The organism is Mycobacteroides sp. LB1 (assembly GCF_013449725.1).
Lineage (GTDB): Bacteria > Actinomycetota > Actinomycetes > Mycobacteriales > Mycobacteriaceae > Mycobacterium.
This window is the reverse complement of record NZ_JACCFF010000002.1, coordinates 481,070-500,424: the sequence shown is the minus strand read 5'-3', so window position 1 is coordinate 500,424 and position 19,355 is coordinate 481,070. Positions and strand designations below refer to the sequence as shown.

The window sequence follows — 19,355 nt, the reverse complement described above, 5'->3', positions numbered from 1 at the left end:
GCTTTACTGAAGAGACTGCTCACCGTTCAGGATGATCTGCGCATTGCGGATGCCTGCATCAAGAACTTCGTCGGAGAGTTTCCGGTCGGAGACGGCGCGCGCGAGTTGCAGCGTGGCGACGAGGACCGTGATCAGTCCTAGTGCCCTGGTTCGGGCGGCGGGTGGGTCGTACGAAGACAAGTGCGTCGCGATTACGTCGACGACGGATTGGATTCCGGCGGTGTAGGAATCGCGGATCGCGTCATCGCAGCGGCCAATCTCGTCGAGTAATGCGGCCGACGGACAGCCCATGCCCGGATTATCGCGGTGATGTGGCGCGAGGTACTCGCGCACGAATTCCTCCACTGCTGCCTGGCCCCTAGGTAGTGACGCCAGGACGGCACGCTGGCCGCCTAATTGGTCAGCGATCACCTTGGCGACCAGATCGTTTTTGGACTCGAAGTGTGCGTAGAACGCGCCGTTCGTCAGGCCCGCATCGGACATCAGTGTCGCGATACCGGAACCATCGATGCCGTCCTGCTTGAAGCGCCCGCTAGCCGTCTCGATGATCCGACGTCGAGTGTCGGCTTTGTGCTCCGCGTCGTATCTCGCCACAGCTTGTCTCCTCCGTCGTCACCTGAAGCTCGTCCTTGCGGATCATATCCAATTAACTTACAGTCATAATAGTACGATCGTATGCCAATGGTGTCAACGGCGAGGAAGGACATGAGATGGCGACCTGGAAAGACACTCCGACTCGCAAGATCAACGTCGACGGTGTCGAGTTCGCATACCGCGAATTCGGCTCCAGCTCAGATGTTCCGGTGATTTTCCTGCACCACTTGACCGCGGTCCTCGATGATTGGGACCCGCGCGTCCTTGATGGCATCGCCGCGTATCACCGTGTGATTGCCTTCGACAATCGCGGTGTCGGCGCCACCGGCGGGTCGGTGCCGGCCACGGTCGAACAGATGGGCACTGACGCGATCGGCTTCATACGCGCACTAGGCCTAGAACGTGTTGATCTCTTCGGGTTCTCACTCGGCGGCGGTGTCGCGCAGATGGTCGCTCTCCAGGCGCCAGAACTCGTGCGGCGCATGATCCTTGCCGGCACCGGCCCTCGCGGCGCCGGCGGCATCGACAAAATGGCAACCATCGTCGGAATCGCCTATCTGAAAGCGGCACTCACGTTCAGCGACCCCAGAAACTTTCTGTTCTTTCCCCGCACTGTCGAGGGCAAACGCGCTGCATCGGACTACCTGCACCGGCTCAAAGAACGCACCCTGCATCGGGACAAACGAATCTCGGCCCGGGCCCGCATCGCTCAGCTCAAAGCCATCCGGCACGCCGGGCTAAGCCAGCCCGATGACCTGTCGGTCATCGCCCAGCCCGTCCTCGTCGCCAACGGTGACCGCGACCTCATGGTCGACAGCAGCCACTCCACCGACATGGCACGGCGACTGCCGAACGCACTGCTGAAGATCTATCCCAACTCCGGCCACGGCGGAGTGTTCCAGCATCACCGAACCTTCGTACCCGACGCACTGGCATTTCTCGCCGAGCACTGAACGCCAACACCACTAGGAGCACAAAATGAACACCAATCACACCGTCATCACGTCGTACGTCCAAGCGCCAACTCGCACGGTCACCGCTTCAGGCGTGGCATATGCCTACCGCGAATTAGGGCCGAAGGGTGGGGTTCCCGTCATCTTCTTCGTCCACCTCGCCGCCACGCTGGACAACTGGGATCCCCGGATCATCGACCCGATCGCGCAGCAGCATCACGTCATCGCCTTCGACAACCGCGGCATCGGCGCCACCACCGGCACCGTGCCCGACACTATTGAATCGATGGCCGACGACGCCTACACGTTCATCAGAACACTCGGCTTCGACACCATCGACGTCTTCGCCTTCTCGCTCGGCGGCATGATCGCCCAAGCGCTCGTGCTGAAACATCCCGAACTCGTCCGCAAGCTGATCCTCGCCGGGACCGGACCCGCAGGTGGAAAGGGTATCGACAAGGTCGCTGGGACCACCTACTACGACATGATGCGTGCCACCCTCACCCGGGTGGACCCCAAAGAGTTTCTGTTCTTCAACCGCGACGGGATCGGGAAACGCGCCGCAGGGGCATTCGTCGAGCGCCTCAAAGAACGCACTGACGATCGAGACGCGCCGATCACAGTGAAGGCCTTCCGAACCCAACTCAAAGCGATCAAACGTTGGGGGCGTTCAACTCCCGCCGACCTGTCGTCGATCACTCAGCCGACGTTCATCGCGAACGGCGACAACGACCGGATGGTCCCCACGACACTCTCCGAAGATATGCACCGCCGGATCGCCGACTCGAAACTCACCATCTACCCTAACTCCGGCCACGGCGGGATCTTTCAGTACAACCGCGAGTTCACCCCTGCCGCAATCCAATTCCTGGACAGCTGACCGGGCGGCCTCTCAGCGACAAAGTCAGCTGACGAAAACGGAAGGGAATTACCCCAGTTTGGATCAACGGCAACCAGCTATTCGCCGTGGCGGTGGGAGCACCCGGTGCACCGTCGCGAACGGTTCACTGTCGCAAACTGACGGCACCGAACCCTAAGCAAGAGGCTGCCAAGACAACAGTGGCCACGGTGTTCATCGAGATCGAGCTACTGCCTTTATAGTTCACCGCGGGCACGGTCTTCGTATGCCTTGCGCTGCACGTTGTCGACCTTGTCGGTGAATACGTGCTCACCGCCGAAGAGTCTGTTCAATTTTTCCGCCACGACGCGCGGCATGAACTTTTGCGAGGCCACCAGTGCGCCGGCCAACCGGGTAACTCGCACCTTCGGCCGTGGCGCGATGATGAGATCAACAATGGCGCTTGCGATATCACTGGGCTCAGCGTTCTTAACGCCCTTGATACCTGTTGTGCCCGAGGTCAGTTCGGTGTTGACGAACGACGGCAGTACCGTCGAGAAATGCACCCCCGTCGTCCGATTCTCAACGCGCATCGCGTCGGTGAAACCGACCACCGCGTACTTGCTTGCACAGTAGGTGGCGAGCCCGGCCGTGTATGTCTCGCCGGCCAGCGAGGCCACGTTGATCACGTGTCCCGATGTGCGCGGAACCATCCGCTGCGCAGCGAGTTTCGTCCCGATAATCACCCCATACGTATTTATGTCCAGGATTCGCCGGGTCACCGCATCGGGCTCGTCGACGAGCCTGCCCACTGGCATGATGCCCGCATTGTTGATCAGCACGTCGAGTGGACCGAGTTCACGTTCCACCTCGTCGAGGAACGACGTGAACGACCCGAGATCGGTTACGTCCAGCCTGGATGCGAACACGTCGATATCGCTACCCGACTGCTTGACCGCCGTCTCGTCGACGTCACCGATGGCCACCCGAGCGCCAAGCGCGCGCAAGGCCGAAGCGGTCGCGAATCCGATACCGCGAGCCCCGCCGGTGATTGCGATCACCTTGCCGTGCAGGAGATTTGATCTATTCGTCATCTGTCCTTCTCCTTTGGTAGACCGAACCGGCGCAGGCCGCGCGCGCCGACGGCACGCATGGCACCGAAGACGAACCGAATCCGGGCCTTGGAATACGGAAACCACATGGGCTCATTGATCACCGGTGGCAGGCGTGGCTCGGTGATGGCGGTCTGGCGGCAGTACTTGCGAACGCCTGCATTACCGCCCCACCGCGACCCGATACCGGACTGCTTCCAACCGCCCATCGGCAGCGCGAAACTGAACAAGTTCGCGACGGCATCGTTGATATTGACCGCACCGGCGTCGAGTCGACGCGCTACTCGCTGCCCCTGGGCGCTATCTCGCGTCCACACCGATGCCGATAATCCGTAGCGTGAGTCATTCGCGAGTCGAATCGCTTCATCCGCATCGGCGACCTTGATCACCGGGATCGTCGGGCCGAATGTTTCTTCCTGGATGCAGGACATCGACTGGTCCACGTCGACGAGCACTGTCGGCTGAAAAAAGGCGCCGATGCCAGTGGGGTTACCGCCGACGGTCGCCCGCGCACCAGCCGCCACTGCCTCCTCGACATGGCGCTGGACGATGTCACGCTGGTCCATGTTCGCCATGGGCCCGATATCGAAGCCGAAGCCTCGATCGTCCTGACCCTGACGCAGTTCGCCGACACGCTGCGTGAGCTTCGTGACGAACTCGTCATAGACAGGAGCTTCGACGTACACACGCTCGATCGACACGCAGACCTGGCCGGCGTTGAACAATGCTCCCCAAGCGATGCCGTGCGCGGCGCGGTCGATGTCGGCGTCGGCCAGAACCAGCGCAGGATCCTTGCCACCGAGTTCAAGGCTGTATGGCTTCAGTTGGTCGACGCATTGCCGCGCGACAGCTTGCCCGGTCCGCGTCGAGCCGGTGAACTGTACGTAGTCGACAGCGTCGACCACTGCCCCACCGGTATCACCGCTGCCGGTATCACCGCTGCCGGTGGCAACGGCGAAAACCTTTGGTGCGCCGATCTCGTCCCAGCCGCGAGCGAGTTCAAGAGCGCTGAGCGGAGTGACCTCAGACGGCTTCAGTAGCACGGCAGCACCGGCCATGAGTGCGGGCGGGATGTCCATTGCGGCCATGCCGAGTGGAAAATTCCACGGAGTGATCACGCCAACCAGCTGATACGGCCGGAACGTGGTCGTGAGCTTTTTGGTCCAGCCCAGCGGGCCGTGCGGCCGCGGCCGCACGTCTGCCAGGAACTTGCCCGTGTTGCGCGCGAAGTAGTTGATCAGATCGACCCACGCCGGCACCTCGAGTTCGGCTTCAGCGCGCGGCTTCCCGGTTTCGGATTGCAGAACATCGGCGATATGCGCTGAGTGGTCGAGTAGCCAGGTCTGTAACTCGAAGAGCCAGTAGGCACGGACCTTGTGTCCCAACGCTTCCCATCCGGGTTGGGCTCCGCGCAGCGTACGCGCTTTCTCGGCAACCGATTCCCGAGTCTCGTCTACAACCCTGCCGACGAGCCTGCCGTCGGCAGGGTTGTAGACGTTGACCGCGGTCTGCGCCATGAGCTCCTTCATGCAGGTCTGGATTCGTTGTGTGCAACCGCGGTCAGGCCGCGCGCGAAGCCCACGATCACATCGGGTGCGTCCAGTTGCGGACAGTGTCCCGCCCGCTTGAGCACCACCAGTCGGCTGTGCGGAATCACTTGGTGCCAGCCCTCACTCGATGCGAGTGCCACAAGTCGATCCCGGCCACCGTGCACGATCACCGTAGGACAGGAGATACCGTTGATCGTTGGTTCGGCGTCGACTTCGGCCTTCATATGAAGTGCCTGTGTGAGCAGTTCGCGGGCGCCGTGACGACTGTGCAACTGCGAACTGAGGGTGCGCACCAAGGTCATGTCCAGCGCCGCCCGGTCCCCGTAGATCAGGTGACCGACGATCGTGTCGGCGCCGCGAGACCGAATGAACCGGGGAGCACAGACAGTCGCCGCCCGTAGGAGAAAGCGAACGTTCCCGGCGAGGCCTGCCCGGACCAACCGCGTCCACCCCATGCCTGGAGTGGCCGTGGGCACAATGCCGCGGATCGGAAGCCGCAGGGGTGAGGCCGCGGCGCGGACGGTCAGGAAGGAGCCGAGCGAGTTGCCGATCACGACGACCGGAGCGTGTTGACCATGCCGTGCGATCGCCTCCCCGACGAAGCGGTCCCCCTGCGGCAGCCACGCGCCCGGCCGAGCCGGGCCGGCGGCACCGAAGCCTGGCAGGTCGACCGCGACGGCGGCCTGCCGGGCTTCGGCGAACCGATTCAGGACCGGCCGCCATGCATCTGCGGAGTGGGAAAACCCGTGCAGAAGCACGACGGTCGGCCCCTCCCCTTCGACGAACAGTTCGCGTGTGCTCACACTGGCGTGGACAGCGCGTCGCTCATTGATCATGCGTTCAGCCCTCAGCCGCCCAATGATCCAGCTGGTTGGGCAGCTCGTCGAGCAGCCACGGACCTTCGGTCTCGACGGTTTCTTTGGATGTCCAGCCCGTGAGCAGGGTGATGGCACCGCCCTGGACGGCGAGAACCTTGCCGGTCAGCGGACACTTCTCGTCTGCCAGGTAGGCGACGATCGGCGCGATGTTGGCCGGGCTGAACGCATCGAACTCACCCTCGGGAACCTCTTCGGCGAAGATCGCGCTCATGCCCGGAGTCGCCAGGGTCAGGCGAGTTCGCGCGACGGGGGCGATGGCGTTCACCCGCACGCCGTAGCGCTCGAGCTCCAGGGCGGCGACCTGGGTGATCGCCGCGATACCGGCCTTGGCGGCGCCGTAGTTCGCCTGACCCGCGTTCGTGAGGAAGGTGCCCGACGCGGATGCGGTGTTGATCACGGAGGCGTTGACGGGCTTGCCCGCCTTCGACTGATCCTTCCAGTACCCGGCGGCGTGCCGCAGTACCGCGAAATGCCCCTTCAAGTGCACCCCAATGACGCTGTCCCACTGCGATTCTTCCATCGCCGCGATGAAGCCGTCACGCAGGATGCCTGCGTTGTTGACCACGATGTCGAGTCCACCGAACTCCGAAATTGCCTGTTCGACAAGTGCCTTCGCACCGTCCCAGGTTGCAATGTTGTCGGTATTGGCCACGGCCTTACCGCCGGCAGCCACGATCTCGCTTGCGACTTCCTGCGCGGGGCCGACATCGGTACCGGCGCCCTCGTTGGAGCCGCCGAGATCGTTGACAACGACGCTCGCGCCCAGCTCGGCGAGCAGTAACGCGTGCTCTCGCCCGATGCCGCGGCCGGCACCGGTGACGACCGCGACACGGTTCTTCATTGAACCCATATGAGTTTCCTTCTCAGAGTGAATGATCGGATGTCAGGAGACGAGGGCGGCGAGTTTGTCGAGGGACTCGTTGAGTTCCTTCGTCGATGCGCGTTCGATCGCTCCACCGATGGCGCCGACCATCATCTGACTGATGAACTCGGCATCGACAGTCGCGATGGAGGCGTCGTCACCCTTGGGTTCGACCGTCAGCTTGAAGCTGATCTTCGCGCCGGCCATGCCGGTGCCCGAGAACTTGGTGCTGCTCGGGGCGTCGAACTCGTCGACGGTGAACGTGATGGTGTTCGCCATGCCCATGATCGTGAGAATTTCACTCATGGTTGCCCCCTTGGATAACTGTGCTGGTGGGGCTTCCTTCCACTTGGTGTGGACAGTCAGCCACTCCGCGAAACGCGCGGGATCGGAAATGGTTGCCCACACCTTTTCTTGCGGTGCGGCGATTTCTTTGGACACGTTGGCCTTAGCCATGATGCATTACTCCTCTTTGGTAGGAAACAATTGCCGGATAACAGAATTCAGCGGTTGGCGGGCCGGTACGCGGTTACGACGGCGGATCCGCCGAGACCGATATTGTGTTGCAGCGCAACCTTCGCACCGTCGACCTGACGCTTGTCCGCGGTGCCGCGCAATTGCCAGGTCAGTTCGGCGCACTGCGCAAGACCGGTCGCACCCAAGGGATGCCCCTTGGAGATGAGACCACCGGACGGGTTGACGACCCAGCGACCGCCGTAGGTGGTGTCACCGTTGTCGATGAGCTTGTGGCCCTCCCCCTCCGCTGCGAGGCCGAGCGCCTCATAGGTGAGCAGCTCGTTGGGTGCGAAGCAGTCATGCAGTTCGATTACATCGATGTCGTCCGGGGTGATCTGCGCCTGCTCGTATACGCGATTCGCCGCAGTACGGCTCATACCGGCGCCGACGAGGGTTGCCATGCTGCCCGATTCGAACGTCCCCGGCACATCCGTAACCAGCGCCTGACCGACGATCTCGACTGCCTGCGCCGCAAGGTTGTGCTTCTCGACGAATGCCTCGCTGGCGAGGACCGCCGCGCCGGAGCCGTCGGAGGTTGGCGAGCACATCGGGCGGGTGAGCTGGGCCGGGGCGTAGATCATCTTGGCGCCCGCGATCTCTTCCTCGGTGTACACGTCCCGGAACTGCGAGTATGGGTTGTTCACCGAATGGTTGTGGTTTTTGACCGCGATCCGCGCAAAATGCTCGGGAGTGGAACCGTATTTCTGGTTGTGTTCCACGCCTGCCGCACCGAACATCCATGGCGCGACGGGGAATGCGAATTCCTGAAGTTCGGCCATTGCCGCCAGATGCTGCTGCATCGGCTGCTCGCGGTCGTCGTATGTGGAGCCGAGCGAACCCGGCTGCATCTTCTCAAATCCGATCGCCAGCGTGCAGTCCGCAAGTCCACCGCGAATCGCTTGTGCGGCAAGGAATAGCGCGCTTGAACCGGTTGAACAGTTGCTGTTCACGTTGAACACCGGGATGCCGGTCAGGCCGAGGCCGTACACCGCGCGGTGCCCGGAACACGATTCGCCGTAGCAGTAACCCGCGTAGGCCTGCTCTATCAGGTCGTACGCGATTCCTGCGTCATCGAGCGCTTTGGTGCCCGATTCCCGCGTCATCGCCGGGTAATCCCAGCCCTCGCGCCGTCCGGGCTTCTCGAACTTGGTCATGCCGACGCCGACCACAAATACCTTGTTACTCATAATTTTTGCCTTTCTAGGTGAATTCGGCCAAGCCGTCAGTGATGACGAATTTCCCGGGTTTCTCGTCACCAGAGGTTTCGAACGCGTAGGTGCCCTCACGTGTGTTCCAGAACGTGCTGGTGATCGTTTCGTTAGGCCGCGCGGGCTTACTGAGCCGCACGGCGAGCCGCTTCAGACTGGCCGGATCATCCGGGGACAACTGCGACAGCAGGGCATGCGAAGTGAACGCGATCGTGCACAGGCCGTGAATGATGATGCCCGGCAATCCCATTGCCTTCGCGAAGTCATCATCGAGGTGGATTGGCATCGGATCGCCCGCCGGTTCGCTGTAGCGGAACGTCTGGTCCTCGTCAAACGTTTGGACCGCGCTGAAAGCCGGCTCGTTGTCACGCAGCGACGCGTCGAAGCTGTGTTCAGGGCTTCTCTCCCCCGCGGTGCCGTCGAACGAGCCGCCACGGAAGAAGCCGATAAAGTACTGCTCGTTCACCAGATCGCCGCGGTCGCTGCGGGTTTCCATCAGGCTCGTGACGACAACGCCAGAATCCTTGCCCTCGATACCGATCGGCTTCGCACGTACCGTCAGGATCTCGCCCGGCTCGATCGGTCGGTGAATGCGGAAGTCATGTTCACCGTGCAGGATCCGCATCATCAGTTCGTCGGGGACCACGCTCATGGTCGCGTCGGCCATCATCGCGGTGACTGGTACGACCGCGAACACCGGTGGTGCATAGGTGCCGTCCAGATGGGCGGCGATCGGATCGTTTGTTGCCTGGGCATAGGCAATTGTTTGTTCCCGCTCGACCTTGAATTCCTGTTCACCGGTCCACTGACCGAGGCGGTCGAGATTGAATCCATTGTGGTTGACCATGCATTCTCCTTGCGCAGCATCGAATCTGGTTAAGACGCTATGTGGTCGAGATCTGCGAGGCGATGACCGAAGTTCTCGCCTTCTTGACCGAACTGCTCGCGTCGGCACGGTAGTTTCATCTATGTGCCTCCTGTCGATGCGATGACCGCATATACGCTCCCGATCCAGCGGGTTCAGGCCTTCGCCGGACTGGCGTTGCGCCATGGCTGGGACGTTGAGGCGATGCTGGACACCGCTGGGGTCTCGCCGACGCTGCTGGTAGAGGGCCGCTCTCGGGTGACGATGGATCAAGCCGGCGTCCTGTTCCGGGAGCTATGGCGCCAAACAGACGACGAACTACTGGGACTCGGACTCACCCCGGTCCCCCGCGGCACGTTTCGGCTTCTCTGTTACGCCCTCATCAGCGCGCCGGATCTCGGTGCTGCCATGCAGCGGTTCGAGGACGTCAACCGGGCGGTGCCTGGAATCCCGCCCGTCGAGCTCACGGTCCAGGGCGACATCGCCCGGCTGTCGGTCGATATCAGCGGTATTGAGCAGCCGGTCGATCTTCTGATCGATACCCTGCTCGCCACAGTGCACCGGTTCATTGGGTGGGCCATCGGGAAGCGGATACCGCTGCACCGGGTCGAGGTTCCCTACACAGAGCGTGTAGAGGTCGATGACTATGACCTCATATTCGGAGTTCCCGTGATCTTTTCGGCTGACCGGCCGGCACTGGTGTTCGACAGAGATCACCTGTCGGCGCCTATCGTCCGAGACGAAGGTTCATTGGAGAACTATCTTCGTGACGCGCCTGCGAGCGTGCTCACCTATCGCAGCTACGCGACGTCGACAGCCAGCCAGGTACGTACGCTGCTTGCACAGGGGCTGACGGGAAACTGGTTGAGCTTCGACGAGATCGCCACCCAACTGGCGATGAGCCCACAAACATTGCGCCGCAAGCTCCGCGACGAGGGCACGTCTCCGCGGGAGATCAAAGAAGAGATCCTGCGGGACGCGGCGATTACCAGCCTGGTGCGCAGTGAGGAGACGGTCGCCGCGCTCTCGCGGCGGCTCGGATTCTCCGAGCCCAGCGCCTTCTCTCGCGCCTTCCGTCGTTGGACCGGCAGCCCGCCCGGGTCCTACCAGCACTAACTGGTTAGCCGCCCTATCTGATTCTCGGCAATCCCCCAGTCGGACAGCAGCTTAGCGACTGCCGACGAGTCCGCGGTCTGTGGTTGGGGATGGGCCGCCGGGGTGCGACTGAACCGCGGCGCGGGGGCCGGCTGGCGTATCCCCGCGACCTCAATGAATGCCTCACGAGCCTGGTTGTGCTCGTGTTCGTGTGCCTCCCAGGGGCTCAACACCGGTGTCACGCAGGCGTCGGAGTTTGCGAATACTACGGCCCACTCGTCACGCGTGCGTTCCTTGATCTTCGCCCCAATCACCTCTTTGAGCTGTGCCCATCCGGACGCGTCCATCTGGAACGGCAAGTCCGGATCGTCGATGCCGAGCGCAGCCAAAAGTTCTACATAGAAAGGAAATTCCACACACCCGACGGCGAGATAGCGACCGTCCGCGCATTCGTAGGTGTCGTAGAACGGTGCGCCACCGTCCAGTGCGTTCTCCCCGCGGGGCTGGTTCCACAAGCCGACCGCATGCATTCCGTGCATGAACGCGGTGTACAGCGAGGCACCGTCCACCATCGCAGCATCGATGATCTGTCCTCTGCCGGACTGCCCACGCTCGTACAACGCAGACACCACGCCAAGAGCCAATAGCATTCCGCCACCGGCGAAGTCGCCGATAATGTTGCCCGGTGGTATCGGGCGCTCACCCGAGCGTCCAATGAGATCGAGGGTGCCGGTTAGTGCTATGTAATTGATGTCGTGCCCAGCGGTGCTGGACAGCGGGCCCTGCTGGCCCCAGCCAGTCATCCGGCCGTAGATCAGGCGTGGGTTGCGGCTCTCCAGATCTGCAGGTCCGATACCAAGGCGCTCAGCCACCCCGGGTCGGAATCCTTCGACGAAAACGTCGGCGTGCTCTACCAGCGCACACAGCGCTTCCACGTCATCAGGGTCTTTTAGGTTCAGCTTGACGGTGCGTTTGCCTCGGTCGAGCGGACCGTCCGGCGGGGCGAGTCCGTCACCGGGTGCGCCGGCACGCTCGACGCGCAACACGTCGGCCCCCAGATCGGCGAGCACCATGCACCCGAACGGCGCTGGCGCCAGGCTGGCGATTTCGACGACCTTGACTCCTGCGAGCGGCCCCATCAGAGGGACTTCGCGATGATCGTCTTCATGATCTCGTTGGTGCCGCCGTATACCTTCTGAATGCGCGCATCGGTATAGAGCCTGGAGATCGGATACTCCTGCATGTACCCGTACCCGCCGAACAGCTGCAGGCATTCGTCGGCCACCCGGCATTGCTGCTCGGTAAGCCACCATTTCGCTTTCGCGGCCATCGGCACATCCAGCTCACCCGCGAGATGTTTGATGATGCAATCATCCAGGAAGCTCCACGCGACGGACTTGATGGTGTCGCTCTCGGCGAGCACGAACTGCGTGTTCTGGAACTTGAAGATTGGCCGGCCAAAGGCTTCCCGCTCCTTGGTGTACGCGAGGGTGACGTCGACCGTCACCTCGATCGCCGCGGCCGCGGCGACAGCAAGTACCAGGCGCTCCTGCGGCAACTGCTGCATCAACTGGATGAACCCGAGACCCTCGAACGCGCCCACCAGATTCGATTGCGGCACCCGGACCTCGTCGAAAAACAGTTCACAGGTGTCCTGGCCGTGCTGGCCGATCTTGTCCAGATTGCGTCCCCGCCGGAATCCTTCGCGATCGGTCTCCACGAGGATCAGCGACACACTGTCCACACCGTTGCTGTCTAGGTCGGTCTTCGCCGCCACGACGACCAGATCGGCGAGGTGCCCGTTGGAAATGAAGGTCTTCGCGCCGCTGATCAGATAGTCGTCGCCATCCTTGACAGCCTTCGTCCTGATCGCCTGCAGATCTGAACCGGTTCCGGGCTCGGTCATCGCGATCGCACTGACGACCTCACCCGAGGCCATCTTCGGCAGCCACGTCTGCTTCTGCTCCTCGGTGCCGTAGGAGCCGATGTAGTGCGCGATGATGGCACTGTGCAGTAGGCCGCCGAAACTCGGTGCCATGGCGCGGATCTGCTCGATCGCAACGACCGCATCGTGGGCGAAGGTTCCCCCGCCACCGCCGTACTCCTCGGGAATGCTCAAGCACAGCAGGCCCAGTTCGCCGGCGCGCGTCCAGACGTCGCGGTCGACAGACTGCTGCTGGCCCCAGCGCTGCTCGTTCGGCGTGCATTCCTTTTCGAAGAAGCGCCGCGCCAGCTCGGCAAGCGCGTCCAGATCCTTGTCCATCCAGGGTGAGCGATGCAACGCCACAGCAGAACTCCTTCGTCGGTATTTGGTTCCACCGACGCTATGGCGAGCTGCTCACGTGGCCAATGACCGCGACGCCCACAAGTTTGACAGGACTGCTCACGCACCCGACCGCGCAGCGCCTCAGCGCGAGCGCTGCCGACTGTGCTCAGGGTTGTCGAAAGCTTCACGCCTAACCCCGGCAGTTGCGGGGACCATCACCGGACGCTGCCACCCGTTCGCGTCAGTCCGAAGCCGTGTCGGCGGCCCGGCCGAGGTGGCGAGCGAAGAACCGAGCCGAGCTGTCGCGCTCGTATTCGGGCACCGGGTAGTGCTTGCCGGAGTAGGCGTGCAACGTCTTCTCCTTCGAGGCGAAGGCGTCGAATAACGCGACCCCGGATGTGCGGTCGAATTCCTTGTCGTCCCAAGGAATCCGGTACTCGACCGGGACGGTGATCCTTCCTGCAGCTTCGATCAGGGCGTCGTGGACGAAGACTCCACCGAAGCTCACGGCCGCAATCCGGGATTCGATCGTCGTCAACATCAGCCCGGTCACCACACCCAAGGACACGCCGCCGTAGCCGATCGGCGCTTCGACACCGATCTCGGGCAGCGCCTGCAGGGCGTCGAGGGTCGCCTGCCATTCCGGCACCGCACGCTTCGCCAGCGATATGTTGTAGTCGATGACGATCGGGGCGATCGGCTCGGCTGCCGCCCGGGCCTGATGGATCGCCTTGGCCCACTGTTGATCCTGAAGGGTTCGAGGCCGGTCGCCGTGTCCGGGCGCGTCGATGGCGGCGACGGTGAACCCATGGGTGGCCACGCTGTGGAGTGCAGCGGCGACCAGCCCCGGCGCCTTCTTGTGCATGCCGCCGCCGTGCCCCGCCAGCAGCAGTGGTGAGCCGATTGTTTCGAATGCCGGTGACCAGAGCACGCCTGTGATCTCGTCCAGAATGAAGCTTCGTTCGATGACACCGTTCGACGATGTCTCAGAGGTGAATTGCATGGTGTTGCCTTTCGGGATTGCCTTGTTCAGGCGCTCCCGGCGACACCTACGTCTATCGCCCGACTGTGAACACGAGCGGGAGCACCCACATGGTTACTGCGTTCATGGGTCTCACCTCCTCGCGTGATGTCACGGTCTCGCGCACGCTATCAATCCGATCTGAATCCCGTCCACCGATTTTCCTGACCACATAACCCCATCAGTAAACGAACTCGCCCGTGAGGCTCAGTATTTAGCCACCGGCCAGGATGGTTTGCACGGCCGGCGCGATGAGCGCTACAAGTGTGTCGGTGTTCGTTTGGGCCAGCGTGGGCACCTGGACTAACCGCCGACCGAACATCACGCCCACAAGCATCGAGGAAGCCAGGCCGACCCGGAGCTGTGCCGTGCCGTCGTCTGGCAGCTCGAGCCGGACTTCGGTCAGCAGGCGCGCCTCGATGAACTCGCGCAGTTGCCGGGTAGCTTGCTCGGTCGTGGTGGCGCCACGGAGCATGGCCAGCAGCGGCTCGGAATTGAGCGGATCGCCCTCCCATATCTCGAAGAATGCTCGAGTTACCCGCTCCCCGATCCGGACTCGTGGACCTCTGAAGGCCTCCGCGAATAGTGCGAGGGCGCTCGGGGTTATCGACATGACCTCGGCAAACAGGGCTTCCTTAGATTGGAAGAGCTGCATGATCAGAGAGGCGTCCACGCCGGCGTCCGCGGCTATCTTGCGGATCGTTGCACTGGCGTAGCCGTCGCGCGCGAAGCGGATCCGGGCCGCCGCCAACACCGTGTGTCGGGTTTCGGTCGGCCCCGGCCGACGGCCGCGCCGCGGACGTTCGACCTGTGCGGATGCATCGATGGTCACCGCCGAAGTCTAGCTCGGCGGAACATATATAAACAACTGTTGATATACGAGCCTACGCGCCGTACGGTGGGCTTTGCGAGTTCCAGCCGTGCCGCGAAGACTCTTGGAAGGGAACGTATATGGATACCGAAGACTTGATGTTTGTGCCTTCGCATCCGCTGGAATCGGGTGACAGGTACGGGGTGTTCAGCGGGTTCGAACCTGGCATCCGAACTCTGCCGGCCGGCTTTCGGCTCGCGCCCGCGTTCAGAGCCCTGCCTGTCGACATCGTGTTCGAGAAGGACGTCGCAGTCACCCTGCGAGACGGAGCACGCATCTACGTCGACGTGTTCCGCCCGGCCGGCTCCGCGAAGGTGCCCGTCATCGTGGCGTGGAGTCCGTACGGCAAGGGGCAGGGCAGCTCCACTAGTGCAAGGGGCGTGTTCCAGTTGGTCGGCCTGGACGACGGAATCGTGTCGGGGCTACACAAGTTCGAGGGTCCTGATCCCGCCTATTGGTGCGCGCAGGGCTACGCGATCTGCAATCCGGATATGCGGGGCACTTTCAATTCTGAGGGTGACAGTGTTCTATGGGATCGACAGGAAGGGCGTGACGGCTACGACCTGATCGAGTGGTTGGGTGTCCAGGACTGGTGCAACAGTAAGGTTGCGATGAGCGGAACATCGTATCTGGCTGCCTCGCAATGGTTTACGGCAGCCGAACGGCCCCCGCACCTGGCTGCGATCAACCCCTGGGAAGGCGTGAGTGACACCTATCGCGATCTGGTGATGCGCGGCGGCATGCCGGACACCGGCTTTGCGGAGATGCTCCAGGAGAGTGCGTTCTGGGGCAAGGGTCGCAAAGAGGACATCCTCGCCGAGGCCGAGTGTTACCCGACGATGAATAGACTGTGGGAGAACAAGATTCCTCACCTCGACCGTATCGCGATACCGGCGTACGTGGTTGCAAGCTATTCGAACACATTGCATACGATTGGCACGTTCCGAGCCTGGCGGCGGATCGAGTCGGAGCAGAAGTGGCTGCGCGTCCACAACAGCCAGGAGTGGCCCGACTACTACGACGAGGCAAATCGGGACGACCTGCGTCGGTTTTTCGATCACTTCCTCAAGGGTGAGAACAACGGCTGGGAGCACACCCCGCGCGTGCGGTATGCCGTTCTAGACCTTGAAGGCGGCGACCGGGTGAACGTCCCGGCCGGGCACTTCCCTCCCGAAAGTGTGTCCCCCACCAAGTACTACCTGGACGGGCAGGCGCGCGCGCTCCGCACCGAAGCGCCCGCGGACGAGGTGACCGTGACATACGGTGCGCAGGCCAACCCAGGTTGGGTGTCCTTTGTCGTCCGCTTCGATGAGGAGACCGTGTTGGTTGGCTATCCCAAGGCGCAGCTCTATGTCGAAGCCAAGGGTGCCGATGACATGGACCTGTTCGTCTTCGTCCAGAAGTTGGATGCGCATGGAACACCGTTGCAGTCATTCACCGTGCCCAACCAAAGTGCGAGGATGCACGATGTCACCGAACGTGGAGCTTCGATATTGCGGTACAAGGGATCTCAGGGCCGCCTGCGTGTGTCGATGCGTCACTTGGATGGGGTGCTATCCACCGACGAGGTCCCAGCTCACACGTTCGACCGGGTCGAGAAACTGTTACCCGGTGAGGTTGCCGAGATCCAGGTCGAACTGTCCCCGCTCGGTCTGGCCTTTCACCCGGGCCAGCAACTGCGGCTCATTGTCAGCGCCCAGAACCTATTCGGCTCGATGATGCCGGGGAACCGCGAATACGTCCCACAAAACAGCGGCCAGCACGTCATCCATACCGGCGGATCACACGCTTCGTACCTTCAACTGCCCGTCCAAGCCCGATGAGGCGCTAGCCCTTAGCGGCGTCGCGATAACAGGAGACAGCGCTTAGCGTCGGCCAAAACCGGGGCCGCCAAACCCGATTCCGAATTCGTCGTCGCCGGGCCACATCCATGGCGCAGTGACGTCGTCATCGTCGGGTCCTTGCGTGCACGCCGAATCGGGGCCTAGCCCCCCAGAGAACTGGCAGTTAGGCTCGGCGCGGGCCGGTGCGGCCCCGGCTACCGCGATCGCTGTTACCGCCAATATCGCTGCGGCACACGCGCTATGACGCATTGTCTGCACCCCCTTCCTGGAGGCGAGGGCCGTCGGACTCGATAGTGACTTTAGCACCCGAATCGCAGATACACACTGGTCAGAGGCATCTTCTTCTTCGATGAGCGCGTCAACGCTCTTCTTGTCTGGGCTAACCAGTCGTAGGGTTGGAATAGAAGCGGTGAGGCGCGACGAGTACGGCGGCCCGTCGTTCCTCGGCCATGACGCGGTCGTAGGTATCCCAGTCTTCATGCGTCCCGCCTGCGGCTTGAAAGATGCTGCGTAGCAATAGCCGTAGGGTCTCGCTGTCCACACCGGCATGCGGGTCGTCCGGGCCGATAATCTCGGCGGTTCCCTCGACGGTCGCCCACTGCCATCCGGCCTGGGCGACGATGGTGATTCGAGGATCTGCGCGCAGATTGCTCAGCTTTCGGGTGCCGCCGGCGGCGACCAGCGCAACGACCGGATCGGCGGTTCGTGGGTGTGGCATGACGCCTGCATTGACCACAGACGATTGGACACTGCCATCGCCTCGGATCGTGTTCACCACGCAGAGCCCGTGATCGCGGTCCAGCAGTTCGGTGAACCGGGAAAAGTCGGTCACGATCGAAACTCCTTTCACTACTCCCCTGCGAGTAGTCACCCATCCAACCTTAGAGATTTCCACTGGCAGGCATCGTGGCGGAGGTCCGTTCCGGTGCACGGGTCTACTTCTCGGTGGGTCCCACCGGTTCAGCGAGCCCGCTCTCCGTCGCCGCGGACTGTGTGTGCTCGACGGCGCCGAACGCGGCGACGGCCACTGCTGAGATGACCGCGACGAGGAATGCCAAGGCAACCAGCCAGCCCAGCCCAGGGCGTGCAGTGTCACCCAGTAGCACGACCCCGGCGACGCCAGGCACTACCGTCTCGCCGACAACCAACGCCGCCGCGGCACCGGTGACCGAACCAACCTGTAGCGCAACGGTGAACAGGTAGAAGCCGCCCACTCCCGCGATGATCACGGCGTAGGCCGCGGGATCGGCGAGCAGCACCTTGATACGCACCGGATCAATCCCGTCCACCACCCGCACGGCGACAGACATTGCCCCGTACAGAATGCCTGCCGACAACCCGGCCGGGATCGCGGCACGGGTCCCGAGCAAGCGAATAAGACCGATGCCGATGACCAGCACAGCCACCGACGTCAGCAGCACGCCCCAGTGAACGGCCGACACCGCGGCGTCCGCGCCGCGATGGCCTGCGGTTACGCCCAGCACACACAACGACAGCAGGACGGCGGAGATCGCCAGCCAGTCCCGTCGGTGCAGCCTCACGCCCAGCACCGCTATGCCGAGCACCGCGGTGACCACCAGGTTGGCACTCATGATCGTCTGCGAGAGAAACAGCGGAATCAACCGCGCTGAAACCAGGGTGCCCGCGAACCCGACGACATCGAGAGCCATACCGGCAATGAACGCGGGAGTCAGCATGGCGGCGACGGTCGACCTCAGCGTCGGGCCGCCGTTTCCCGGCGGTCCGTGAACCTCCGCTGCGGATTCACGTGCACCGTAGCCCTGTAGCACCGACGCGGTCCCGTACCCGGCGCACGCGAGCAGCGCCGCCATGATGCCGATCAGCATGGGACTGACGCGTCATGGGGGTCGGGTGTCGGCATTGCTCGATTGTATTTACCGAGTCCAGGCGGCACCGCCCCGGGAAGTGCAACCGCTCCCCGTCAGCGACTACAAAAGAACCGATTCAACAACCAAACCGAGGACCGTGACGACTGCTGTCGCTACGCCACAGGCCATCACAGACTCAATGATCATGCGGTTGTCGCTGATTATCTTCTCCCTGCCGCTGACCTTCTGCTCCGCGGCTGACCCGATCCTATTCCCGCAGGGCAACTTCCGATGATTGCAGGCGGGGTATGTGTTGGACATGATGCAAGACTGCCGATGAGGCACTGAGACCTCGCTGAGAACAGCATGTCCAGTCCGAGCCCAGGCGGCGAGGAAGGTTACTGCGGCCGGGTGTATGACGCGGCTGTAGCGTGGCGACCGTGAACTCCTCCCGCGTGTCCTATTCCGCAGTGCTCCTCGCCTGTGCGGCGCCATTCGTCATGACGCTCGCCGCCTGCGGCTCCGATACGAAGACTTCCTCGGCAAGCTCGCCCTCCGGCGCGGAAGTGGCCACGTCCTCCCCCACCGCCGCCAGCGGGTGTCCGACGGCAGCGCCGGCGAATGGTGCAGTTGACTGGACGCTGCCCGGGGCAACCGGCAGCGTGGCGGTCACCGGATCGACGGATAACACGGCGCCACAGGTCAAGGTGGAGGCACCGTTCAGCGTGACCACTACCCAGGTGCACACACTGAAGGCCGGTGACGGACCGGTCATCGCAGACACCGCAACGGTTTCCGTCTGCTACATGGGCGTCGACGGGCGTGACGGGACAGTGTTCGACAGCAGCTATGAGCGGGGCACACCGGCCGAGTTTCCGCTCGACGGCGTCGTGCCCGGTTTCCAGAAGGCCATCGCCGGACAGAAGGTCGGGTCCACCGTCGCCGTCGCAATGGCCTCCGCCGACGGCTACCCGAACGGTCAGCCCAGCGCCGGAATCCAAAAGGGTGACACGCTCATCTTCGCGATCAAGATCCTCAGCGCCTCGAGCTGAG

At 62.8% G+C, this 19,355-nt stretch carries 20 protein-coding genes; 5 read left to right on the top strand and 15 right to left on the bottom strand.

Translation table 11 applies throughout. From position 1 onward, the window contains the following. Window positions 1–3: 3 nt before the first annotated feature. Window positions 4–594, bottom strand: a complete 591-nt coding sequence (locus MLB1_RS13175) for a TetR/AcrR family transcriptional regulator (RefSeq protein WP_180750241.1) — start codon at window positions 592–594, stop codon at window positions 4–6. 116 nt (window positions 595–710) lie between these two features. On the opposite strand from MLB1_RS13175, the gene MLB1_RS13170 reads away from it, so the two are divergent. Both MLB1_RS13170 and MLB1_RS13165 read left to right on the top strand, forming a co-directional pair. Next, entirely contained in the window at window positions 711–1,547 is an 837-nt protein-coding gene (locus tag MLB1_RS13170) for an alpha/beta fold hydrolase (protein ID WP_180750240.1), read from the top strand. A gap of 25 nt (window positions 1,548–1,572) precedes the next feature. After that, window positions 1,573–2,427: an alpha/beta fold hydrolase gene (locus tag MLB1_RS13165; RefSeq protein WP_180750239.1), complete on the top strand. Its 855-nt coding sequence runs from the start codon at window positions 1,573–1,575 to the stop codon at window positions 2,425–2,427. A gap of 215 nt (window positions 2,428–2,642) precedes the next feature. On the opposite strand, the gene MLB1_RS13160 is transcribed toward MLB1_RS13165, so the two are convergent. Genes MLB1_RS13160 through MLB1_RS13130 form a run of 7 tightly spaced genes read right to left on the bottom strand, consistent with a single transcriptional unit; the run spans window position 2,643 to window position 9,358 of the window. Continuing rightward, window positions 2,643–3,479: an SDR family oxidoreductase gene (locus tag MLB1_RS13160; RefSeq protein ID WP_180750238.1), complete on the bottom strand. Its 837-nt coding sequence runs from the start codon at window positions 3,477–3,479 to the stop codon at window positions 2,643–2,645. Further along, complete coding sequence (locus MLB1_RS13155) at window positions 3,476–5,014, bottom strand: aldehyde dehydrogenase family protein (protein ID WP_255485842.1); 1,539 nt, start codon at window positions 5,012–5,014, stop codon at window positions 3,476–3,478. The genes MLB1_RS13160 and MLB1_RS13155 overlap by 4 nt, the downstream gene beginning before the upstream one ends. Before the next feature lie 8 nt (window positions 5,015–5,022). After that, entirely contained in the window at window positions 5,023–5,883 is an 861-nt protein-coding gene (locus MLB1_RS13150; RefSeq protein ID WP_180750236.1) for an alpha/beta hydrolase, read from the bottom strand. A 4-nt stretch (window positions 5,884–5,887) separates the two neighbouring features. Continuing rightward, a complete protein-coding gene (locus MLB1_RS13145; protein ID WP_180750235.1) occupies window positions 5,888–6,775 on the bottom strand; it encodes an SDR family oxidoreductase in 888 nt (295 codons plus the stop codon). Between the two features lie 33 nt (window positions 6,776–6,808). After that, window positions 6,809–7,243, bottom strand: coding sequence for an SRPBCC family protein (locus MLB1_RS13140; RefSeq protein WP_180750234.1), 435 nt, complete (start codon window positions 7,241–7,243; stop codon window positions 6,809–6,811). 47 nt (window positions 7,244–7,290) lie between these two features. Then, window positions 7,291–8,490: a lipid-transfer protein gene (locus MLB1_RS13135; protein WP_180750233.1), complete on the bottom strand. Its 1,200-nt coding sequence runs from the start codon at window positions 8,488–8,490 to the stop codon at window positions 7,291–7,293. A 13-nt stretch (window positions 8,491–8,503) separates the two neighbouring features. Next, window positions 8,504–9,358 carry a MaoC/PaaZ C-terminal domain-containing protein gene (locus MLB1_RS13130; protein ID WP_180750232.1) on the bottom strand — a complete coding sequence of 285 codons (855 nt, stop codon included), beginning with the start codon at window positions 9,356–9,358 and terminating at the stop codon, window positions 8,504–8,506. Between the two features lie 141 nt (window positions 9,359–9,499). On the opposite strand from MLB1_RS13130, the gene MLB1_RS13125 reads away from it, so the two are divergent. Continuing rightward, window positions 9,500–10,492 carry an AraC family transcriptional regulator gene (locus MLB1_RS13125; protein WP_180750231.1) on the top strand — a complete coding sequence of 331 codons (993 nt, stop codon included), beginning with the start codon at window positions 9,500–9,502 and terminating at the stop codon, window positions 10,490–10,492. Here MLB1_RS13125 and MLB1_RS13120 read toward each other — a convergent pair. The 4 genes from MLB1_RS13120 to MLB1_RS13105 form a co-directional block, all read right to left on the bottom strand. Next, window positions 10,489–11,610, bottom strand: coding sequence for a CaiB/BaiF CoA-transferase family protein (locus tag MLB1_RS13120; RefSeq protein ID WP_180750230.1), 1,122 nt, complete (start codon window positions 11,608–11,610; stop codon window positions 10,489–10,491). The genes MLB1_RS13125 and MLB1_RS13120 overlap by 4 nt on opposite strands. Further along, on the bottom strand, window positions 11,610–12,734 hold the full coding sequence (locus MLB1_RS13115) for an acyl-CoA dehydrogenase family protein (protein ID WP_180750387.1): 1,125 nt from the start codon (window positions 12,732–12,734) through the stop codon (window positions 11,610–11,612). Before MLB1_RS13115 ends, MLB1_RS13120 begins: the two co-directional genes overlap by 1 nt. 244 nt (window positions 12,735–12,978) lie before the next feature. Further along, complete coding sequence (locus MLB1_RS13110; protein WP_180750229.1) at window positions 12,979–13,740, bottom strand: alpha/beta hydrolase; 762 nt, start codon at window positions 13,738–13,740, stop codon at window positions 12,979–12,981. A gap of 232 nt (window positions 13,741–13,972) precedes the next feature. Beyond that, window positions 13,973–14,590 carry a TetR family transcriptional regulator gene (locus MLB1_RS13105; RefSeq protein WP_219602996.1) on the bottom strand — a complete coding sequence of 206 codons (618 nt, stop codon included), beginning with the start codon at window positions 14,588–14,590 and terminating at the stop codon, window positions 13,973–13,975. 119 nt (window positions 14,591–14,709) lie between these two features. Here MLB1_RS13105 and MLB1_RS13100 point away from each other — a divergent pair, with 119 nt between their 5' ends. After that, window positions 14,710–16,452, top strand: coding sequence for a CocE/NonD family hydrolase (locus MLB1_RS13100; RefSeq protein WP_180750228.1), 1,743 nt, complete (start codon window positions 14,710–14,712; stop codon window positions 16,450–16,452). A 42-nt stretch (window positions 16,453–16,494) separates the two neighbouring features. Here MLB1_RS13100 and MLB1_RS13095 read toward each other — a convergent pair whose 3' ends face one another. The 3 genes from MLB1_RS13095 to MLB1_RS13085 form a co-directional block, all read right to left on the bottom strand. Then, a complete protein-coding gene (locus MLB1_RS13095; protein WP_180750227.1) occupies window positions 16,495–16,722 on the bottom strand; it encodes a hypothetical protein in 228 nt (75 codons plus the stop codon). A 130-nt stretch (window positions 16,723–16,852) separates the two neighbouring features. Continuing rightward, a complete protein-coding gene (locus MLB1_RS13090; RefSeq protein ID WP_180750226.1) occupies window positions 16,853–17,305 on the bottom strand; it encodes a TIGR03618 family F420-dependent PPOX class oxidoreductase in 453 nt (150 codons plus the stop codon). Window positions 17,306–17,408: 103 nt separating this feature from the next. Continuing rightward, on the bottom strand, window positions 17,409–18,320 hold the full coding sequence (locus MLB1_RS13085; protein WP_180750225.1) for a hypothetical protein: 912 nt from the start codon (window positions 18,318–18,320) through the stop codon (window positions 17,409–17,411). Between the two features lie 422 nt (window positions 18,321–18,742). Here MLB1_RS13085 and MLB1_RS13080 point away from each other — a divergent pair, with 422 nt between their 5' ends. Then, on the top strand, window positions 18,743–19,354 hold the full coding sequence (locus tag MLB1_RS13080; RefSeq protein WP_180750224.1) for an FKBP-type peptidyl-prolyl cis-trans isomerase: 612 nt from the start codon (window positions 18,743–18,745) through the stop codon (window positions 19,352–19,354). Window position 19,355 lies beyond the last annotated feature (1 nt).